General features: G+C 55.5%; 15 protein-coding genes. 11 read left to right on the top strand and 4 right to left on the bottom strand.

The annotated features are described in order from the left end of the window. The first annotated feature begins 1,003 nt into the window (after positions 1–1,003). Positions 1,004–1,366 (top strand): hypothetical protein, encoded by a 363-nt coding sequence (locus E5201_RS12275; protein ID WP_140986402.1) that lies wholly within the window; start codon positions 1,004–1,006, stop codon positions 1,364–1,366. Positions 1,367–1,410: 44 nt separating this feature from the next. After that, a complete protein-coding gene (locus E5201_RS12270) occupies positions 1,411–1,869 on the top strand; it encodes a hypothetical protein (protein WP_140986400.1) in 459 nt (152 codons plus the stop codon). A gap of 190 nt (positions 1,870–2,059) precedes the next feature. On the opposite strand, the gene E5201_RS12265 is transcribed toward E5201_RS12270, so the two are convergent. Both E5201_RS12265 and E5201_RS12260 read right to left on the bottom strand, forming a co-directional pair. Further along, entirely contained in the window at positions 2,060–3,232 is a 1,173-nt protein-coding gene (locus tag E5201_RS12265) for an aldo/keto reductase (protein ID WP_246050675.1), read from the bottom strand. Positions 3,233–3,266: 34 nt separating this feature from the next. Then, positions 3,267–4,400, bottom strand: coding sequence for an NADH-dependent flavin oxidoreductase (locus E5201_RS12260; protein ID WP_140986398.1), 1,134 nt, complete (start codon positions 4,398–4,400; stop codon positions 3,267–3,269). 115 nt (positions 4,401–4,515) lie between these two features. Between E5201_RS12260 and E5201_RS12255 the strand changes: the two genes are divergently transcribed. From E5201_RS12255 to E5201_RS12245, 3 genes are all read left to right on the top strand, one after another. Then, the gene (locus tag E5201_RS12255) at positions 4,516–5,418 is read left to right on the top strand and encodes a LysR family transcriptional regulator (protein ID WP_140986396.1); all 903 of its coding nucleotides are present in this window, start codon (positions 4,516–4,518) and stop codon (positions 5,416–5,418) included. A 183-nt stretch (positions 5,419–5,601) separates the two neighbouring features. After that, on the top strand, positions 5,602–6,126 hold the full coding sequence (locus E5201_RS12250) for a hypothetical protein (RefSeq protein ID WP_140986394.1): 525 nt from the start codon (positions 5,602–5,604) through the stop codon (positions 6,124–6,126). Positions 6,127–6,159: 33 nt separating this feature from the next. After that, complete coding sequence (locus E5201_RS12245) at positions 6,160–6,753, top strand: imm11 family protein (protein WP_140986392.1); 594 nt, start codon at positions 6,160–6,162, stop codon at positions 6,751–6,753. A 99-nt stretch (positions 6,754–6,852) separates the two neighbouring features. On the opposite strand, the gene E5201_RS12240 is transcribed toward E5201_RS12245, so the two are convergent. Together E5201_RS12240 and E5201_RS12235 are read right to left on the bottom strand one after the other, a co-directional pair. Beyond that, complete coding sequence (locus E5201_RS12240; protein ID WP_140986390.1) at positions 6,853–7,821, bottom strand: site-specific integrase; 969 nt, start codon at positions 7,819–7,821, stop codon at positions 6,853–6,855. A 96-nt stretch (positions 7,822–7,917) separates the two neighbouring features. Beyond that, a complete protein-coding gene (locus tag E5201_RS12235) occupies positions 7,918–11,019 on the bottom strand; it encodes a glycoside hydrolase family 2 protein (protein WP_140986389.1) in 3,102 nt (1,033 codons plus the stop codon). A gap of 221 nt (positions 11,020–11,240) precedes the next feature. On the opposite strand from E5201_RS12235, the gene E5201_RS12230 reads away from it, so the two are divergent. From E5201_RS12230 to E5201_RS14815, 6 genes are all read left to right on the top strand, one after another. Further along, positions 11,241–11,618 carry a c-type cytochrome gene (locus tag E5201_RS12230; protein ID WP_140986387.1) on the top strand — a complete coding sequence of 126 codons (378 nt, stop codon included), beginning with the start codon at positions 11,241–11,243 and terminating at the stop codon, positions 11,616–11,618. Between the two features lie 25 nt (positions 11,619–11,643). Beyond that, the gene (locus tag E5201_RS12225) at positions 11,644–12,309 is read left to right on the top strand and encodes a nucleotidyltransferase family protein (protein ID WP_140986385.1); all 666 of its coding nucleotides are present in this window, start codon (positions 11,644–11,646) and stop codon (positions 12,307–12,309) included. A gap of 2 nt (positions 12,310–12,311) precedes the next feature. Further along, positions 12,312–12,788 (top strand): (2Fe-2S)-binding protein, encoded by a 477-nt coding sequence (locus E5201_RS12220; protein ID WP_140986383.1) that lies wholly within the window; start codon positions 12,312–12,314, stop codon positions 12,786–12,788. Between the two features lie 2 nt (positions 12,789–12,790). After that, positions 12,791–14,977, top strand: coding sequence for a xanthine dehydrogenase family protein molybdopterin-binding subunit (locus tag E5201_RS12215; protein ID WP_140986381.1), 2,187 nt, complete (start codon positions 12,791–12,793; stop codon positions 14,975–14,977). Next, on the top strand, positions 14,974–15,873 hold the full coding sequence (locus E5201_RS12210) for an XdhC family protein (protein WP_140986379.1): 900 nt from the start codon (positions 14,974–14,976) through the stop codon (positions 15,871–15,873). Before E5201_RS12215 ends, E5201_RS12210 begins: the two co-directional genes overlap by 4 nt. Before the next feature lie 261 nt (positions 15,874–16,134). Continuing rightward, the gene (locus E5201_RS14815) at positions 16,135–16,275 is read left to right on the top strand and encodes a hypothetical protein (protein WP_181404625.1); all 141 of its coding nucleotides are present in this window, start codon (positions 16,135–16,137) and stop codon (positions 16,273–16,275) included. Positions 16,276–16,360 lie beyond the last annotated feature (85 nt).

The following is a 16,360-nucleotide window of genomic DNA, read 5'->3' as shown; positions in this document are numbered from 1 at the left end:
CTGGAAATGATCGAATTATCGTGTAGAGCGTTTGGAAGTGAGGCGCAGGGATTGCTCCGCTGAGGTAAATGCTGGTGATGCACGAGATGGGTATCGGTACATTGTAAGCTTCAGGCGAAGAGTCTGATGCGGGTACTGTCGCCACAAGCCTATACTCTTTCTCGAACCGAAAAACTGAGCGCTTAATGAAGGGGAAGCCCGATGGGTTGTGCCCTGATGACAGATCGTGCCATTGAACGTAAGAGACATGGCTGTGTCGGACATTTTGATTATTACGAATGGCAGATAACAGCCGGTCTTGGTCGAACTTTATGCACGCGCCGTAACCCCCGTCAGCAAATACCTGCCAATGGTGCGCTGTTTCATTCCCCTCAGCCATGCAAAAGGCGAAAACGTTGTGGCCGGGAACCGAGTCACCATACAAAGACATCATTTCTCGATCATTTTGATCCGCCCAACTATTCGGGCTTAGTAAAGTAATCCGACTGTGGAGAAGTGTATCAAGTACGGCATTTACACTTGTATAGCGCCTTAGGGCCGCAGCCATTTCATAAGTTCCATTCTGCATTCGTCGTTTCGTGACTCAAATGTACTTCCGGGAGCATACCTAAATGCCTCTGAAACGGTAGGGGGCGGCTGAATTATATACGTGTCCGTCAGCTTGCAAGAATGATGTGAATGTAGCTATTGCGCCCCTTAAAATTCAACCGAAATTCTCAATGTAAGCGCCCGATTGGGTGCCTGCTTTTGACCGAGTTAGCCAGTCATCGGAGTGTTGTGAAGCTCCGTGGCGAGTGAGTGCGATGTCCGGTCTTAGGATATGTTTTGCCATTTATCGAGTTTTGGTATGGGCGCGAGAGTGCCGAATGGCCCAAAGCCGACATGACGATTGAACCATCCAAATGCCCCCAAAGAGTCTTCAACCGAAAACGGGCGACGCCTCTGATGCAGATTGTTTTTGCACTCGGGCCTAGCGACAGGGAGCAACTCAGGGCAGAAATGAGTGAACGCAGACATTGAGCCGGCTCCGGAGAAACTTATTATGCCTAATAAGAGTATGCCTAAAAAGGCGCCCAGAAATAATGCCCTTTTTGCAGCGCAAAGGTATGTGCCGTTGCGAAAGCTGAATGATATTTTCATCGAAAGCCAGCTTGCAGTCCAAGGGCTTCAGACAATTCGGGCGGACTTCGCGGCGCGCCAAGCTAAGAAGCAGACGCGCTACAGGCTTCTGGCGCCTAGCATTAAAGCAGATCCGGTAGGACTTTCACGTAATATAAGTACGATCATAGAACTTGTTGATGCGCGCATCTCTTCCAAGGAGTACGTTCAATCGCTTGTATTTTCGATCGCTTTAATTGAAGACTAATATCGACATGCCTTACAATCATAATAAGAGCATATCCGCACAAATTGCTTACATCTGCAAAGGGAAAGCAGGCGGCCGAAGACGAAATTAAGACTATTGTTTTAAAGGATGTAATAGAAGCGAAATCAATTGGAGATTTAATTTCTGATAAGGCTGAGAAGCGCGTTCGTGATGCGCTCTACGCCACCCCGACTCAATTAAAGGGTTATATGGCCTCTATATTTGGTTTCGCCATCAAAGACGAAATTTGGGGCAAATACGTCGAGCTGAAGGCTACAAGAGATATTTATGTTCATGGTGACGGCAGGGCGAACGACATTTACGTTGGAAAAGCCGGCGCGCTAGCGCGCGCAAAAAGGGGCGATATGCTGCCAATCGACAGCGCCTATTTCAATGACTCAATCGTCTGCTTAAAGAATGTGCTCACAGAGGTGTATCGCGGCCTTAAATCTGCATACGGAGATAGCGCGGAAGTCCATACAATATTGAAAACAACACCTTAATCTACATGACTCGACACTATGGGGCCGCTCGCTCAAAAAATGTCATTAGGTCAGCAATGGGATCATTGCGACGGGTGGCCAGCTTCCGCTTTAGAGCAATCGCCGAGGCGCGGGTGATATGTCCGGTTCGGGCGCAATTGGGCAACTCCAAGGCAGATTATTTCTCTACCTTGGGATCGCGTCTTGGGGGCTAGACAGTATAGTCGATCGAACTCATGTGGGTTTCACCCATACGGTCTCCATAAACGGGGAATCTTGAAAGCGATGTTTCGATCTCCTGTACATCGGTCTGGCTCAAATTGATCTTCCACGCGCCCAAGTTCTCAAGCAAATGGGATTCACGGCGAGTTCCGGGGATTGGTACGATGTTTGGGCTTTTGGCCAGCAGCCATGCCAGGGCGATTTGCGAAGGTGTCGCGCCCCTTTTCTGGGCGTAGTCTTTCAGCCATTCGATGATCGGCATGTTGAGCGGCAGATACGCTTTCGAAAACTTCGGGAAGCCCGCACGGAAGTCCGTCTTTTTATCAAACACTGTCGTCGTATCGTACTTGCCGGTGAGGAAGCCTGCGCCGACCGGTGACCATGGTACGAAGCCAATCCCTAGGTCTTCACAGGTTTTCAAGACGCCGTTCAACTCGACATTCCGCGTCCATAAAGACAGTTCGCTTTGCACTGCCGATACGGGCAGCACGGCATGCGCACGCCGGATTGTTTTCACGCTCGCCTCGGAAAGACCGAAGTGCAGGACCTTTCCCTGAGTGATCAGATCCTTAATTGCATCGGCAACCTCTTCAATCGGTACGTTTGGATCGACGCGATGCTGATAGTAGAGGTCGATCCGATCTGTGCGTAGACGCTTAAGAGACTCATCCACGACCCTGCGGATACGTTCCGGTCGACTGTCGAGCGCGACCGTTCCATCAATCGCAAACCCGAACTTCGTAGCGATCTTCACCTGATCTCGGAAAGGCTGCAATGCTTCGCCGACCAGTTCTTCATCGATATAGGGACCGTACACCTCCGCCGTATCGAAAAAGGTCACGCCATTTTCGACAGCGGTTCGAATGGTTTTGATCGATTGCTGTTTGTCTGCCGGCGGGTTGTAGTTACCGGTCATGTTCATGCAGCCGAGACCGAGTTCTGAAACCTCAAGGGTGCCGAGTTTCCGCTTTTGCATCTGCGTCTTTCCTTTCACTGAAATGTCCCCTGAAGATGGTTTTTCGTTCGCTAAAGCTGCCGTCGCGGTGAAAAACGATGAAGCCGTTGTCGTCATCACCGCACCTGCGGCTGCGATATTCATGAGGTCACGACGGTTCGGATGGCGCGACGGCTGGATAAGGGGGGCTGTTGGTTGGTCGTTCATGGTATCGCCCTTTCTAAATTAGGATCGAAGAAGGTCAGGCTGGAGTCGAGGTGCGAACGCGAAACCAACCGGTCATGGTGCTGATAACAGTCCAAAGTTTTTCAGGAATTTTCAGCCGCTCGACATCGCTGGGGTCGAGGTCAAGCCGGATGGACTCAGGCTCCTGCCGGGCACGTTCGACCCAGTTAGGGTTCAAGACGAGGCCTTGACCGATCGCCACCAGCGACAGACCGTTGTTGATGGCGCATTCCGCTTGCGCACGCGTTCTGAGCTGCCCGGCGGCGATCAGAGGCAGCCGGCCATCGATGTGGTCCACGAGGATGCGAACCACCGTGGGGCCATCCGCTTTGCCGATAGGAGTTGCCGTCAAGGCGTCCGTAAGCGATGCGTGTACGTAGTCGATCCCGCCCTCGATCAAATGGTTGACGAGGACGAGCGAATCCGCAATCCGAAGGCCGCCGTCGTTTGGTTCGTCGACCGAGATTCTGTAGCCCAAAACAAAGGGGCGATCCGCGTATTCAGCGATGACTCGGCGAACTTCCGCGACGATGGCCAAGGGGAAGCGCATTCGGTTGACGAGCGTCCCGCCCCATGAGTCTGTCCGCCGATTGAAGTGCGGGGAGACAAAGTTCTGGATCAGGAAGCCGTGCGCGCCATGAAGTTCTACCCCGTCGAAACCGGCCTCGATGGCGCGGCGGGTCGCCTGTCCGAAGGCATGTATCACCTCTTCGATTTCAGATTCCGTCAAAGCACGGGGGATGACCGAGGCGACAAAGGGACTGCTGTCACCCTTGACAGCGCTCGCGGCTACTACTTCTGAAACCAAATCGGGGATGGCTTTGACGCCAGCATGAAATATCTGAAGGATGGCCGGTGCACCGCCGCTTTTAGCCGCCTCGGCGAGCTTTTTCAGGCTCGGCCCGAAGCGATCGTCGCAGGCGGCAAATTCGCCGGTAAAGCCGACACCGTTCGCCTGGACATGCGTGCATCCCGTAATCACCAGCCCTACGCCTTTTACACGCAAGCGGTAATAGATGTCTTCGGCATCGGATACCGTGCCGTCATCATTCGCCGACCAGGTCGTCATGGGTGCCATGGCGATCCGGTTTCGAAGCGTCAGGCCGCCGAGCGAAAGCGGCGCGAAAAGATCACGATCAGTCTTGTGCATTTGTCTCGTTTTCCGTTGCGCCGCCAATCGTCGGCGATATGGCGGTAAAATATGGGAAGACGAAACCTGCGATTAGCCGCTATAATCTGCATGAGATCATAAATAGGATTTATGAATGCGAAAAGGCGACTTCAGTGATTTTGCTGCCTTCATCGCGGTGGCCGAAGCGGGCAGCTTCACGCGCGCCGCCTCAAGGCTTGGTCTGTCGCAGGCTGCGTTGAGCTTCGCCGTACGCGGTTTGGAGGAGCGGCTGGGTGTTCGTCTCATTACCCGGACGACACGCAAATTGTCGGTCACGGATGCGGGTGAGCGATTGCTGAATAGTTTGCGACCGGCCTTCGATCAGATCGAGACGGAGATAGCTGCGATCGGCGCCCTACGCGAAAAGCCGTCCGGAACCGTCCGAATTGCGACCTTCCGCCATGCGGCAAAGCAGGTCTTGTGGCCCGTCATGACGAAGCTTATGGGGGAGTATCCCGACATTAGTTTCGAGGTTAGCGTCAGTGAGGGATTAACCGATATCGTCGGTGGGCGATTCGATGCCGGCATCCGTCTGGGGGAACAGGTTGAGAAGGATATGGTCTCTGTCCGTATCAGTGACGATGTGCGGATGGCTGTCGTTGGTTCACCGTCCTATTTTGAGGGCAGGCCCCTGCCGTCCACCCCGCGCGATCTGAGTGCGCATGATTGTGTAAGTTACCGACAGACGACGTCAGGCGGCATCTATGCCTGGGAGTTGGAAAAGGACGGAGCCGAATTTGAGGTGAAGGTCGGAGGCCATCTAATCATCAATGATAACGAAATGATGGAAGCCGCTGCTCTGGATGGGGTGGGACTGGTATACCTCTTCGAGAGCCAAGTCGCCGACTATATTAGCTCTGGGCGGCTGATCCGCGTGCTGGAGGACTGGTGCCCGCCGTTTCCGGGCTATCATCTATATTATCCGAGCCGACGACAAAATACGCCAGCCTTCGCCCTATTACTCAACGCGCTCCGTGATGGACGATCGAGCATATGAAGGCTTCTTAACGGTTTACTGCCTAATGGGATCGACTTCTGCTATTGAGGCCACCGTCTCAATCGGCAAATTGGGCTTTTCCATTTCCGCATTGGGCGCTTACTTGCATTCAAATGGCGGTAAGCGGCATAAGCGCATAACGATGTCCCTAGTCCTATAGCTCAAGAATGTGAAACGATTTGAATGGCACAGCTAACTACGATCAAGGGGTTTTATGGCGTTTTAGGTCAAGTCGAGTTCTCTGACCGGGCCGCCCGTATCCGGCTTTACCCTTTTTCGTTTGATTTCGAAGCCCTAGAACCGGTTTTGGAGGTGCGCATTGATGAGCCGAAATTCGCCGAAGAGATACTCAAGCCTCTTTTGTACGAGGAGGTCGAAGCTGAATTCGGGCCCTCGGGAATGGTTGTAGAGGGCGTCTGGAAAGGTTTGTCTATTGAACTGCATGGAGACCATTTAACGGCTTCATTTGGGCCATATAGCCTTGGCGATTACGTTGGCAGGGTCAAAAAGCTCAGCAAGGCGCTCGACGAAGAAGCACAATACTCCCGGAAGGCGCATCTCAAGTTGGGGCGGTTAAAGACTCTTCTAGCTGAACTGATGCGGAGAGCCGAAATCAAGGCGGGCGCTTCAGAAATACATAGATCCAAACAACACGCCGCCATCGAAGTGATAAGGCGCATTCAGGCCGAGCTTGAAGTTGACGACTGAAAGTCAGGCACCGTGCCCCTATTGACGGATGTCATGGCGATCGCCGCAATGTCTGATTACAGGCGGCCCCCCAATCTGGTGGCCAATACAAAGGAAGGCCGGATGGCCCTTATTTATGAGCTTAAATTTTGCGCTGAACCTTGGCGGGCACTTCACCTTCAAAAGGGTTGGGATCAACCGATCGAAAAGTTAATTACCCCGGACGGTGAGCCAGATCTTTGGGGAGAGTGGGAAAAGCGTTCTTGGCGAGTCCGAAAAACACCTGACATTACATACTTCACTCCCTACTTTATGGCCTGCAGTAGACGTGTGCACGATCAAATCGAAGGCCTTGTCGAGGGCTGTGGGCGATGGGTAAAAATAAACAGCACCGATGATTATTGGGCGTTCCAGGTAACCAGGGTTGTGCCATTCATCGATGAGGCCCATTCGGATATTGATTATCTATCGCCAGGTCGCCCACAGTATATATATGAGCGGGTATATAATGGCGTCTCTACGGGTGGATGCCATATTTTCAGACCCTACGAAACCGTTTCTCAGGGGTTCGTTACTGAGGACTTCAAGGCTTTAATTGAGGCTCATAACTTCACGGGCGTCTATTTCGAGCCTGTCCCCGACCATTGAATTCCCCGCACTCAAACGGAAGTCCGCTTTAGGAACAAAATCGCCGACAGGCTTTTAAGGTCCGCAATGGGGCGCAATAAGGCAAAGTGCGGTTGACAATCACAGGCCCAGTTTTCCTGAAGGCTCTGAGGTTTTGAGTTTAGCTCTCCGGACATAGCTGCGCATGGTGGCCAGGCTTCTATGGCGGGTGTGACCCATGATTTCTTCGTCGGAAACACCCGCGCGATAAGCCGTGGTCACGAAGCCCGCTCTGAGACCGTGAGGGCTCACGGGCTCTGCCAGTGAGCCTTTAATACCCGCTTCCGCCGCTCTTTTCGTCAGAACCTGCCGCACAGCATCCTCACTCAACCGTCTTGGCTCAACCCTGCCAGCTTTGTTAACCTTTCGGAAAGTTGGCCCATTGTTGATTTTCGCTGTATCAAGCCAAACTCTTAATGCTCTGACGGGGCAGGTAGCTTCTTGGCGTCCATATACAATCATGACTTCTGCGCCAATGCCTTCCTTATCTGTTTTCGACTTCTTCAGCAGCAATCTGACGCCATCATTTGACCAGGTCAGATCTTCCACATCGAGCGCAACCAGCTCGGATCGCCGGAAGGCTCCGGCAAAGCCCACAAGCAACAGGGCTTTATCCCGAATGCCGGTCAGCGTGTTATCCTCGCAGGCTCGGCTGAGCGCTTTCAACTCAGTTGTCGTCAGTGCCGCCGCTCTGCGACCACGGCTGCCGTGGGTGCGGGCGATACCGCGCAACGTCTCACGAATAGCCGGGTGTTTTGTATCAAGCGGATGACCCGTCAGGCCGGAAGCCCGTGCAATGGCTGCTACACGACGTCTGAGGGTTTGCATGGCGTAACCTTCACCAGCCGCCGCCAGATACGCCCCGACAACCTCAGGCGTAGCTGGAAGGGCATTAAAGCCGCTGCGCTGACACCAGGCCTCAAAATTTTTCAGATCCGAGGCATAGGCACGAACCGTTGCAGGCGCATCGGCTGCATCCTGATAGGCCTGTGATTTCGCCAGGGCCATAGCAGCTCGAGGGGTTTTCGGCTTCAATTTTGTGTCGGTCATCCCTCATATATAGCCCACATTACACGTGATAACAATCCTTCTCACGTGTAATAGCATTATTTCTGCACCAATACCGCCCGTATATAAAAAGTGGCTCTATTTGATAATCAGCCGCCCGCTATATTGCCCTTGCGCCACAGAGGGTTCGCCCTGCGGCCCGGTAAGTTCCGCCGCCTGAAACTTCGCGCCCATGCCGGGTATGGCGTTCATGAAGCCGATATCCGTTTCGGGGAAATCGACAGTTGTTGTGGGAAAATCCGTCAACCGCGCCCCAAGCTGCAGATATTTCGCACCTTCGCTGACAATCGTCAGCCCCTTACGACCCGCCTCAAGCCTCACCCAATGCGGGTTGGCGTAATAGCCTGCCGTTTGCGCTTCGGGCAGCTCGTCAAGACCTTGACCGGCAATCTCATGCACCCCCAGGACCGGCCCGCGCTGACGATTTTGCCAGACGGGCGTCGGCCCGCGCAGCAACCCCTTCACCGAAGCCACGTCGGTTAAGGGTCGATCAAAACCGACCCCGTGATAGAGCATAGGTCCCGTCAGACTATAGGCGTAATCAAGCGTCAGCGCCCCGTCTTCACGCAATACCCACCGCACCGCCTCAAGGCCACCGGCATTAGGGGCCTCAAGCCAGACCACAGGACGCCCTGTTACCGGATCGGTCGCAGTACCGCTCGTAACCCTTACCGCACCCGTTTCCGGCAATGCAAAGCGATAGGCCTCATAGGCGACCTTCACTGAGGCAATCCGCGGCGTCGCGCGAACACCGGCCAATTCGCTAATTCTCAGGCCCCTTATGGCCTGCGGCGGAAAGACATAGTCCAGCCCGTCGCCAAACACCCGCGCGCCTTTATAGACGGTCTCCCAGTTCTGGCCATCGTGGGTGATTTCAAGCCGGAACCCGTTCCAGCCATCCTGCACGGCAACCCCCAGATCGACCAGCACCTTGTTTACCAGACGCGGGGTCTCAAACAGATAAACCCCGTCGGAAGTCGCTGAGATTTCGTGCCACTCAGGCTCAGCCTTCTTCGTCGGGTCGGTTTGCGAAATTGCCAGAGGCCGCGACAACACCAGACGCGGCCCACCCGACAGGCCCACCGTCTGACCGTCACGGCTATAGGACTGCAACAGACCCGAACGGGCATCAAAGCGCGCCGTCACCTTACCCACCGAAAGGGCAATCACATCGCCCTCCTGCCTGACCGCAGGCGTACCCAGACGGCGTCCGGCCTTATCGACAGATGCGGCGTTCTCATTTGCCCAAACCCATGTCAGAAGCGTTTCCGACCCTTTACGCGCAACCACACGCAGGGCATCGGCCTGCGCCCATTTTGCCGGTAAGGGCAGCGCTAACTGACCCACCGCATGGGGCGCAATATCTGGCCCGTTAAACCGACCCTGCGCCAGAACCTGTTCCTTTTGCTGGCCATCCGCAGACGCAAATTTCACCCAGGCCCAGTCAAATTCAACCGCCGACAAGGGTGTGAAATCATAGTCGTTTTTAACCTGCAACACGCCTTTAAAAGCGCTATCCAGAACCGGTGTTTCAATCTGCACCGGTGACCAGATGTCTTTCAGCGTAAAATAGCTGGGATATTTTTCATGATGCGGCCCCATGATCCCGTCAGGCGCATAGGCGGCATAGGTATCGATCCGCCCGTCCTGATCCAGACGCTTGATGCCCTCATCCGCCAGATTCCAGACAAAGCCCCCCGCCCCGCGCGGAGAGTTCTTAATCGCCCGCCAGTAATCGTCCATGCCGGAACCGGCCCCACCATCATAAAGCCCGTGCAGGAACTCGGTCGGCAGCACCAGATGCTCACCGCTCAGGCGGCGCAGAAAATCCGGATAGCGCGGATAGTGTTTGGTATCTATACCGCCAAACAGATCCCACGGATGCAGCAAAGGCCTTTTTTGCGGGTCATACAGCGCATAGTCGCCATCCAGTTCACGATTCCAGCCGCCTTCATTACCATTGGCCCAGATAATGACGCTCGGGTGGTTACCGTCGCGCTCAATAAGCGCGCGCACCAGCTTGCGACCGATTTCCGTACCGTGCGCCTTTTGCCAGCCGGTCAGTTCGTCAATGACATAAAGCCCCAGCTCATCGGCGGCCTCAAGGAAGTCCTTTTCCGGCGAATAGTGCGCAATGCGTACCGCATTCATATTCATGTCGCGCATGGTACGCGCATCGTCAAAGGCCTGCTGACGCGTTACCGCCCGCCCCGTATCCGGACGGAAGCTGTGGCGGTTTGCCCCTTTCAGAATAATGCGCTGCCCATTGAGATAAAGCCCGTCACCTTCACGCACTTCAAACGTACGAAACCCGATGCGTTCTTCAACGCGATGCAGCGCCGTTTCCTTATCGAACAGGGTAACCTCAAGCACGTAGAGGTTGGGCGTTTCGCTTGACCACAAAAGCGGGTTGTCGATCTTTCCGCTCAGGCGCAGACGCCCAATGCCACCGGCGGGCGGTTTTACGGAAAACGGCTGACCAACCGCCTGACCGTCACGCGTTTTAACCTGCCCGACAATGTGCGTAACGGTGCGCGTGTTCAGCGTCAGGTCAGCCGTAATGACCCCACTCGCCTGCGCATCAATAGCCATATGGGTAATGGCATTCAGCGGATAGGCCTCAAGCCATACAGGGCGATAGATACCGCCAAACATCCAGTAATCGCCATGCCGTTCGGCAATATCGGTCAGTGTATCCGCCGACGCTTCGCTGACTTCGACCTCAAGGTGGTTTGCCTCACCGAATTTCACCAGCTTTGTAATGTCATAGCTGAACCGGCTAAAGCCCCCCTGATGCACCGCGCCCGCCGACACACCATTGACCTTAACCCGCGTGTCCGTCATCGAGGCATCAAACACGATACGCACCGTGCGGTCTTTCCATTCTGCCGGAACCGTAAACTGACGCTGATAAAGGCCGATGTCTGCCGTGCGCGGCCCCTTGTCATAACCATATTGATAATGCCCGAACCCCTGCTGCTGCCAGTTGGACGGCACGGCGATTTTGGCCTTTTCACCGGCGCGCATACCGCCGCTGATGACAAAATCCCATTCCACGGCATCATCCGGCCCGTTGCCCGATAACATGAGCTTTTCCGTTTGAGGCGCCGCAAACGCCATTCCGGTCAGCCCCATGACCATAAGAATCTTAATCAATATGGCAGTTATGATTTTAGGCATTACAATCCTCTGCGCAGCGCTCGACCTGTTATTTTCCGGCTTATGTGTTTTTTTGCGCCGGTATTCTCATATAAAAACGTGATATCAAAAGTATCAGGTCATGAAAACGCCATTTCAATCACCTTAGATCAAAAATATCAATAATCGAAAAATAACAAACACTACCACCCGAGACATCTTCGCCCTGAAAACTTCGGGGAAATACAGGACAAAACCCAGACATGCTGCGCACAATCACTTTGTTTTTAATGAGCGTTTCAATTATCGGCGCCGGTCAGGCCGCCGCTCAGGTGCCGGCGGGCGACCCCGTTGCTGGCAAAAAGGCGTTCGGCGCCTGCGTCAGTTGCCATTCGCTTACACCCGGTCAAACGGGCATTGGCCCGCATCTGGCGGGCGTTGTCGGTAAAAAAGCGGGCACCAATGACGCCAGATTCAAATATTCACCGGCGATGAAGGCGGCACCCGTCTGGACCGAAGCCCAACTCGACAGCTTTCTGGCTGATCCCAAAAAGTCCATTCCGGGCAATACCATGACCATGGCACCGGTGAAGGACGCCAAAAGACGCGCTGACCTTATCGCCTATTTAAAAGGCAACTAAAATCCAACTGGCATGAGGCCCGACCGTGCAGGCAACACCGGCATGCGATCCGTCTGACGCGGCAAAAGGCAAAGCGAGGCCCGCGCTTCGTTGTGCCCTGATTTTTCTTGCGGCGGGTCGCTCTCAACGTTTTGGCGACGACGATAAGCTCGAGGCCCTGCTCGGCGGCAAGCCTCTGGCGCTGGTCACCGCCGACAGGCTTGAGGGCATGGTCTGGGCGCAAAAAATAGCCGTCGTACAGTCCCCGCTGATAGCGTCTGCCCTGAGTCAGAAAGGCTTCACCCTTCTGACACCTTCACCCAACGCTGGCATGGGCGATAATTTGTCACTGGCCGTGGCGGCGGTGAAAGACGCCGACGCCGTCCTCATCGTTCTGGCGGATATGCCCTTCATAAACCGCGCCCTGATCGAGAGGCTCAAAGCCGCCATAGACACTGACCGCGAAATAACCATTGCCGTCTCGGAAACAGACGGCATAGTCTCTCCACCGGCGCTTTTCAGCCGCAAACATTTCAATACCCTGAGCGCGCTGTCGGGGGATCGCGGGGCCTTTGGCCTGATCAGCCGTCACAGTACCGAAGTTACCCGAATAGCTGCTCCGCCTCCGGGCCTGTTCGACATAGATACACGCGACGCCTTAAAGATCGCAAACACCCTTATCACCGCACCGGATCAACCCGCAGGAGCCTGACCATGATATCGCTTAAAATTAACGGCAAGCCCTATACGCTCGACCTGCCCGAAGATATGCCCGTCCTGTGGGTTTTACGCGATGAACTGGGGCTTACAGGGACAAAATTCGGCTGCGGCATTGCCCAGTGCGGGGCCTGCACCGTGCATATTGACGGCGTGCCGGTACGTTCGTGCGTCACCCCCTTAAGCGTCGCCGAAGGCACTGAGATCACAACCCTCGAAGGCGTGTCTGAAACCGCCGCCGGTCAGGCTTTGCTTAAGGTCTGGGCCGAGGATGACGTCATGCAGTGTGGTTATTGCCAGTCCGGTCAGATCATGGCCGCCACCGCGCTGCTCATGGAAAACCCCGCCCCCACAGATGCTGATATTGACATGGCCATGGATGGCAATATCTGCCGTTGCGCCACCTATACCCGCATTCGCGCTGGCATCAAACGCGCCGCTGGCCTGTCGCCCGCCGACACAAGAGAGGCCTGATCATGACCGAAGTAATGATGTCCCGTCGCCTGTTTCTGTCCTCAGCCACCCTTGCGGGCGGCGGATTGTTACTGGGCTTTGGCGCCACCGCCAAAGAGGCGCAGGCCGCCTCGGCCAATATGACACAATATGTCGCCATATCGTCCACCGGCAAGGTCACAATCAGGGCGAAAAATCCCGAAATCGGGCAAGGCATTAAGACCTCCCTGCCCATGATTGTCGCCGAAGAAATGGATATTGACTGGACTCAGGTTGAGGTGGTCACCGCACCGGTCAACGAAAAACTCTATGGCGGTCAGATTGCCGGTGGCTCGACCTCGATCCCGACCAATTACGAACCCATGCGGCGGGCGGGCGCGGCCGTACGCCTCATGCTCCTGCAAGCCGCCGCGGTTAAACTTTCGGCGCCTGTCGAAGCGCTTCAGGTCATATCCGGCGTGGTTCACCACAAGGCCAGCGGCAAGCAGGCTCATTATGGCGAACTGGCTCAGGCGGCGTCTAAACTCACCGTGCCTGACCCCGCTTCGGTGACCTTAAAAGACCCGAAGGACTTTAAGATCATCGGCACCGCTCAAGGCGGCGTCGATAGCGCGAAGGTGCTCAAAGGTGAACCGATCTTCGGTATAGATACCGCCATTCCGGGCATGAAACATGCCATCTTCCGCAAACCCCCTGTATTCGGCGCGAAATTTCTGAGCGGCAATCTGGACGCCATCCGCGCCCTGCCCGGCGTGACACAGGTCTTCGTCTTAAAAGGCACCGGTAATATTCAGGGCCTTCAGGACGGGGTCGCCATAGTCGCCGACAAGTGGTGGCAGGCCAAAACCGCCGGCGACCAGCTTGAGGTGCAGTGGGACGAAGCCATCGGTAAAGGTCACGACACTGAAACCTATCGCACTCAGGCTGACACCCTGCTCAAAGGCACGGGCGACAGCCTCCAGAGCAAAGGCACGGCCGCAGACGTACTCGCTAACGCTGCCACGGTGGTTTCGGCGCGCTACGAAGTGCCGTTCATTCCGCATCTGGCACTGGAACCGCAAAACTGCACCGCCAGAGCAAGCGCTGAACATATCGAAATCTGGGCCCCCACTCAGGCCCCCGGCTGGGGCATCAGACTGCTGGCCAAAGAACTGAACGTCCCTGAAGACAAGATCACCGTCCACATGACCCGTGTGGGTGGTGGCTTCGGACGGCGGCTTGAAAACGACTATATGATCGAGGCGGCGGCGATTTCCCAAAAGGCGGGCGTACCGATCAAACTGCTGTGGACGCGCGAAGACGATCTGGCTTATGACTTTTTCCGGCCGGGCAACCTGCATGATCTGAAGGCCGCCATCGATGATCAGGGCCGTTTAGCGGCCTATACGGCGCACGGTGTGACCTATGGCCGGGACGGCAAGCCGTCAGCGGGAGCCAATATTTCCCCGCATGCTTTCACCTCAGGCGTGGTTGAGCATTTCGAACTGAGGCAATCGGTGATCGAAACCACGATCCCCACCGGTTATCTGCGCGCCCCGTCATCAAACGCACTGGCCTTTGTCCATGAGTGTTTTCTCGACGAAATCGCTCACGCCCTGAAAAAAGATCCGCTGACCTATCGGCTCGAATTGGTGAACGCCCAGCTTGCCAGCGGCGCGCCCCAAAGCCCCGAAGGCCGCAACCCCTATGATTTCCGGCGTATAAAAGAGATACTGGAAACCCTGCGCACCCGTTCCGGCTGGGCCGATTTCAAAGCCTCTGACGGTATCGGTCTGGGGGTCGCCACCTATTTCAGCCACCGCGGCTATTTCGCCGAGGTGGCCAAGGTCAAGGTCGCACCTGACGGCACATGGCGTGTCCTAAAGGTCTGGGCCGTAGGCGATGTCGGCTCGGTGATCATCAATCCGTTCGGGGCCTATAATCAGGTCGAAGGCTCGATTATCGACGGTATCGGCCAGCTGAAACAGTGCATCACCTTTGAAAACGGACGGGCCGTGCAAACCAATCTGCACGAAGTGCCCCTGATGCGCATGTCTGATACCCCAAAGATAGACACCCACTTCATCCTCAGTGACAATCCTCCGACCGGACTCGGTGAACCGGCCCTGCCGCCCGTGCTGCCTGCGGTATGCAATGCCATCTTCGCAGCCACAGGCGTACGCATCCGAACCCTGCCGATCGAAGAAAGTCTGCTGGCCAGACCATCGTGAATTCTGTCACCGATATTCGCACGCCGCCCTATGCCGACTATGTTCTTGACGCCCTGCTTGCGTGGCGTCAGGAAGGGCAGCGCACAGCGCTTCTCACTCTGGTGCGCATCGATGGCTCATCCCCGCGCCCCTTAGGCAGTCAACTGGCCGTCGCCGAAGATGGCCGCACTCTGGGAGCCATAAGCGGCGGTTGCGTCGAAAAAACCCTGATCCAGGATGCCCTGAGCGCAATAAGGGCACAGACAAACCATCTTGAACTCTATGGCAAAGGTTCACGCTTCAAGGACATCACCCTGCCGTGCGGCTCAGCCATATATGTCTATTTCGACGTCACCCTCAGCGACGCCGACCTGACGCAACTGGTAGCGGCCCGACACAACCGGACAACGGCGACCTATCGCTGTGACGATGTGCCGGATTTTGTGCGCGCCTACCCTCCCCAATGCCGCCTGCTGATCTTCGGCAGCGGGCCCATTGTGACCGCATTGGCGCAGATCAGTCTGCTCTGTGAGATAGACATCCGCGTCCACAGCCCTGATCATGATACACGCACCGCCGCCGCCCGTTTTTCGACAGCGCTTCCCATGACCTCGCCGCAGGACTGGGACACCACTGGCATTGACGCCTGTACCGCCATAGTCTGCCTGTTTCACGATCACGACTATGAGCCGGACATCCTGCATCAGGCCCTTTCGTCTCCCGCCTTTTACATTGCCGCCTTAGGCAGCCGCCGGACGCACCAGAACCGTCTTCAGCGCCTGTCAGACAGGGGCTGGAGTGATGTCGATGTCTTGAGAATAAACGGGCCTGCCGGACTTGATATCGGCGCGCAAACACCGCCCGAAATCGCTCTGTCCATCACGGGGCAGCTGGTCGAGGCCTTCCGCAAGCGTTAATTCTCGCCCAAAAGCACCGCATTACGCCTCACACTGCCTGAGGCAATATATTCGCAAAACACGGATCTACCATGCGCACAATATCGCCAGCAGATAGACCGTTACGCATCCGAAATTCTGCGCCGACCCTAAGATATAGTGCGGCATACAAATTTTATATTCAAACCGGCCCACACCGGCAAATCTTTAACTTACAGTATGTTTACAAAGCGATTTCCATCGTTTACGCTGATATTGTTCCAAACAATTCGGGAGATTATGATGGCTGGCGCACGCCTTCTGTTCACGCCTCTACAGGTCACGCCACCGCAGAGCCCGTCTCTGACCGGTGATACGACCCGCGAACAGATTGCCGAAACGCCAAAGGCCGGTGCCATGCTTCAGGTGACCGGCGAGACATGATCCCTGGCAGCACAAAATTACATCTCACAACGGTTGATGCGCCCTTCTGGCAAGCGCTAGGCTTAACCCTGCATAGCGGAGCGCC

The sequence above is a fragment of the Asticcacaulis tiandongensis genome (assembly GCF_006475605.1).
GTDB lineage: Bacteria > Pseudomonadota > Alphaproteobacteria > Caulobacterales > Caulobacteraceae > Asticcacaulis > Asticcacaulis tiandongensis.
Note: the sequence above shows the minus strand (reverse complement) of the source record. Positions and strands in the feature narration are given on the sequence as shown.